Source organism: Dendronalium phyllosphericum CENA369 (genome assembly GCF_016056275.1).
In the GTDB taxonomy this organism is placed as follows: Bacteria; Cyanobacteriota; Cyanobacteriia; order Cyanobacteriales; family Nostocaceae; genus Dendronalium; species Dendronalium phyllosphericum.
This window is the reverse complement of the sequence record NZ_JAECZA010000007.1, coordinates 5243-8283: the sequence shown is the minus strand read 5'-3', so window position 1 is coordinate 8283 and position 3041 is coordinate 5243. Positions and strand designations below refer to the sequence as shown.

Genomic DNA, 3041 nt, shown 5'->3' with positions numbered 1-3041 from the left:
TAATTAGGAGGCGCATCTACAGTTGCACCATTGGGAATATCTAACTCTAAATTTGGCCCCCGGTCTAGTACTTCAATATCCCACTGACCGCGACTAGCAGTTTCAAAGACAACATAACGTCCATCTGGGCTAATACCAGGATTTCTCACCCAGCCGCGATAGGTGGGAGTGAGGATTTGTGACTGTTGAGTGGCGCGATCGTAAAGTGCTACTACTGGTCTGCCTTGGTCACTAGTCATGTAAGCAATATAACGCCCGGTGTAACTCAAACTCGGACTTTCAGCAATTGTCTCCGGTCGATTTAAACCTGGCGTGCGAACAAACTGTTGCTCGCTCAAATCATAAACTAGCAATTGGTGACTACCATTGCGATTAGAAATAAACGCTAAAAAGCGCCCATTTCCACTTAATGCAGGTTGCTCCTCAGTGTAGCGGCTGTTGAGGGAAGTAGGCCCAATCAGAATATTGTCGGAGTTACAAGATACAAGCAAACTTGTAAAGCTAAAAACTAGGCTCCAATGAATTGGTTTTTGGAGCCAAAATCTAAGCGTAAATTTTTTCACCTCATCTATTGACTATTTTTTCTCGCCTCTAAGCTTACATCCATCCGAGGTGCTTTAAACATCATCAAAATTAGTAGAACTATCCGGTTCGCCTTCTGGTCTTTCAATGGGGTTATAAGGTACATAGTCGGTTGGAATTGCCTCATCATCTTCGCGCTCTCTTCGAGCTACTGAGTCAGCAGGCGAACGCCGTCTTCTCGGTCTGGACGGGATATCTTCATCGCGGCTTTCTGGGCGCACAGATCCATTACTACTACGACGAGAAGGTTTTCTTACTTCGCTACTGGAACTTTCCCAATCATCAACTTCCTTAGTGGAGGAAGAACCCCAATCTTCTTGATAGCTGTCAGAGGAACGGCTGGCTGGACGCGCAGAACTACGGCGGCGATTTCTATCTCCTGTTTCCTGTCTTTCATTACTATTGCGGCGTTCTGAACGACGGGGAGATTGATCTTCATAGTAATCATCACGAGAAGAACGTTCTTCTCGACTGCCTGGAATTCGGCGACGCGCTGGACGTTCGTCTTCCTCATAAGGCAGTGGTTCTAAGTCTGCATCCATCTCAGCCTGATATCTCCTGCGATCTGTGTAGCTATAGCGATCGCTTACCTCTCGGTCTGGGTCTACAATCGGAGTATTACGCTTGGCTTGTTGGGTAGCTATACCTCGCAGACGAATACTTTCAACAGCAAAAAACACAGTTGTACCAACTAAAAGTAGCTGACCGAATTGCAAAATCGGGTCTAACCGCCACCCTTGGAAAATCAGAATAAAGCCGCAGAGTAAGCCCACCGCTGCAAAAAAGATGTCTTGATCTCTTGACAGTTCTGGACGCACAGTGCGAAGAAAATACAGTGCTGCCCCAGCCACAGCCAGGAAAATTCCTAGAATACTGGCTGAGTTTGCCCCAAAATTGACCTGAGCCAGAACACTGGCTGAGTTCAGCCCAAAATTTATCATTGTTCTTTTCCCAATATCAAATCTATGTTAGCGAGTCACAATTAAAATCACTACTCTAATCAGTCACAATATTATATTGAAGCTTCAAAGCATCTGATGTTGAAGCTCTGAAGCTATTCGTCGAAAACTAAAAAAGTTGATGTCTGTCAGCTCAGTATACCTCGTCCTCGGTGAGAAGATTTTTTGCGATCGCTGCAAAGAGGTAGCTGACAGACAATTACTTGTAAGAGTTGAATTGACTCTTCAAGCACTATGAACGCTGGATTTTATCTTTTTGACTAATGAAAATTAAACCAACTGTAGCGGGGACTACGACAATCAACGCACCCCAAAACAGACTCCAAAGAAAATTTGCTAAAGCAGGTGTCATAGTTCTCAACCTTTTTTTACATACTTCATCATAATTCTAATATGGTGTATCACTTCCTCGATCGGGCTTTAGCCATGAGCCACTACATTTGCTAACTGATTTGAAAGTGCGCTCGTGCTGAGTTAAGAGTTAGTAGTTATGAGTTTCATTTTTTCTCTACCCCCGTATCCCTCTTTTATCCATTTTGGTGTACGTAGTTCATAACGACTACTTGGTGGTTAGCACTTGCATCAAAAACAACGCTCTACAGCAAGCAGTAAGCTAATAATCATTCAAATTGCATCTCCCTTCGGGTGACGCTCCTGCGTCGCTAACGTAAGTTTGGACTCGACGGAAAGCGGAGGCACTCGCTCAAAGGGGTCTCACGCCACTCCCCTCAAGTCGGGAGACCCGCCCACAGGGGTGGCTCCCCAAGTAGAGGAAGTGCCGTCCAAGACTCCAACTTCTTCACCGCGTCTCCCCTTCTCCTTTATCCCCGCGTCTCCCCTTCTCCACATCTTTGCGTCTTTCTAAGGCAAAAGATTGTGCAACTTAAAGGCAGATGAGCTTATATATTTCTCGTCCAGGGCAAAGGTAGTTTTGTATTAATCGCGATCGATGATTGAAATAAAATATATATAGAGAGTGCTTTACATAGCTGCAAATTTTCAGGCTTTCATCTAAGCGTTTTCTTTGTTCCTAGATGGTAGTTCAAACCAATGACTGGTGTTAATCTAATTGTTTGGATTCTCGGCCCTGTTTTAGGACTGATGATTTTTTTGTTTATTTTCCGCATTATTCTCACTTGGTATCCGCAAGTAGACTTGAATCGTTTGCCCTTTAATTTAATAGCTTGGCCCACTGAACCTTTTTTAGTGCCATTGCGAAAGCTAGTGCCACCCATAGGTGGAGTAGATATTACCCCGATTCTTTGGGTCGGAATCTTTAGTCTGGTGCGGGAAATTCTCCTAGGTCAGCAAGGATTGCTCGTTATGCTGTCTCGTGTGAGTTAGGTACTGGGGATTGGGGATTGGGAATTGGTGATTAGGTACTGGGGATTGGGGATTTGGAAAAGCAAAGAATTATCCTTTTGCCCTTTAACCTCTAACCTTTCTTACTCTTACCCAGTTACCAGTAGTCCGTCAAGTCAACTTTGCTTGGTTAAAAAT

General features: G+C 44.4%; 4 protein-coding genes. 1 reads left to right on the top strand and 3 read right to left on the bottom strand.

The features are described 5' to 3' along the window. The 3 genes from I8752_RS03175 to psbX all read right to left on the bottom strand — a co-directional run. On the bottom strand, nt 1-563 hold a 563-nt coding region (locus I8752_RS03175), incomplete at its 3' end, for a PD40 domain-containing protein (protein ID WP_214430883.1). 54 nt (nt 564-617) lie between these two features. Continuing rightward, the gene (locus I8752_RS03170) at nt 618-1523 is read right to left on the bottom strand and encodes a Ycf66 family protein (RefSeq protein ID WP_214430882.1); all 906 of its coding nucleotides are present in this window, start codon (nt 1521-1523) and stop codon (nt 618-620) included. 250 nt (nt 1524-1773) lie between these two features. Beyond that, entirely contained in the window at nt 1774-1893 is a 120-nt protein-coding gene (gene psbX / locus I8752_RS03165) for a photosystem II reaction center X protein (RefSeq protein ID WP_206265968.1), read from the bottom strand. 698 nt (nt 1894-2591) lie between these two features. On the opposite strand from psbX, the gene I8752_RS03160 reads away from it, so the two are divergent. After that, entirely contained in the window at nt 2592-2885 is a 294-nt protein-coding gene (locus I8752_RS03160) for a YggT family protein (RefSeq protein WP_214430881.1), read from the top strand. The last annotated feature ends 156 nt before the right edge of the window (nt 2886-3041 follow it).

Bases quoted from the DNA above. Each gene is read 5' to 3' on its own strand.
- I8752_RS03170 (WP_214430882.1), bottom strand. From the start codon at position 1,523: ATGATAAATTTTGGGCTGAACTCAGCCAGTGTTCTGGCTCAGGTCAAT.
- psbX (WP_206265968.1), bottom strand. From the start codon at position 1,893: ATGACACCTGCTTTAGCAAATTTTCTTTGGAGTCTGTTTTGGGGTGCG.
- I8752_RS03160 (WP_214430881.1), top strand. From the start codon at position 2,592: ATGACTGGTGTTAATCTAATTGTTTGGATTCTCGGCCCTGTTTTAGGA.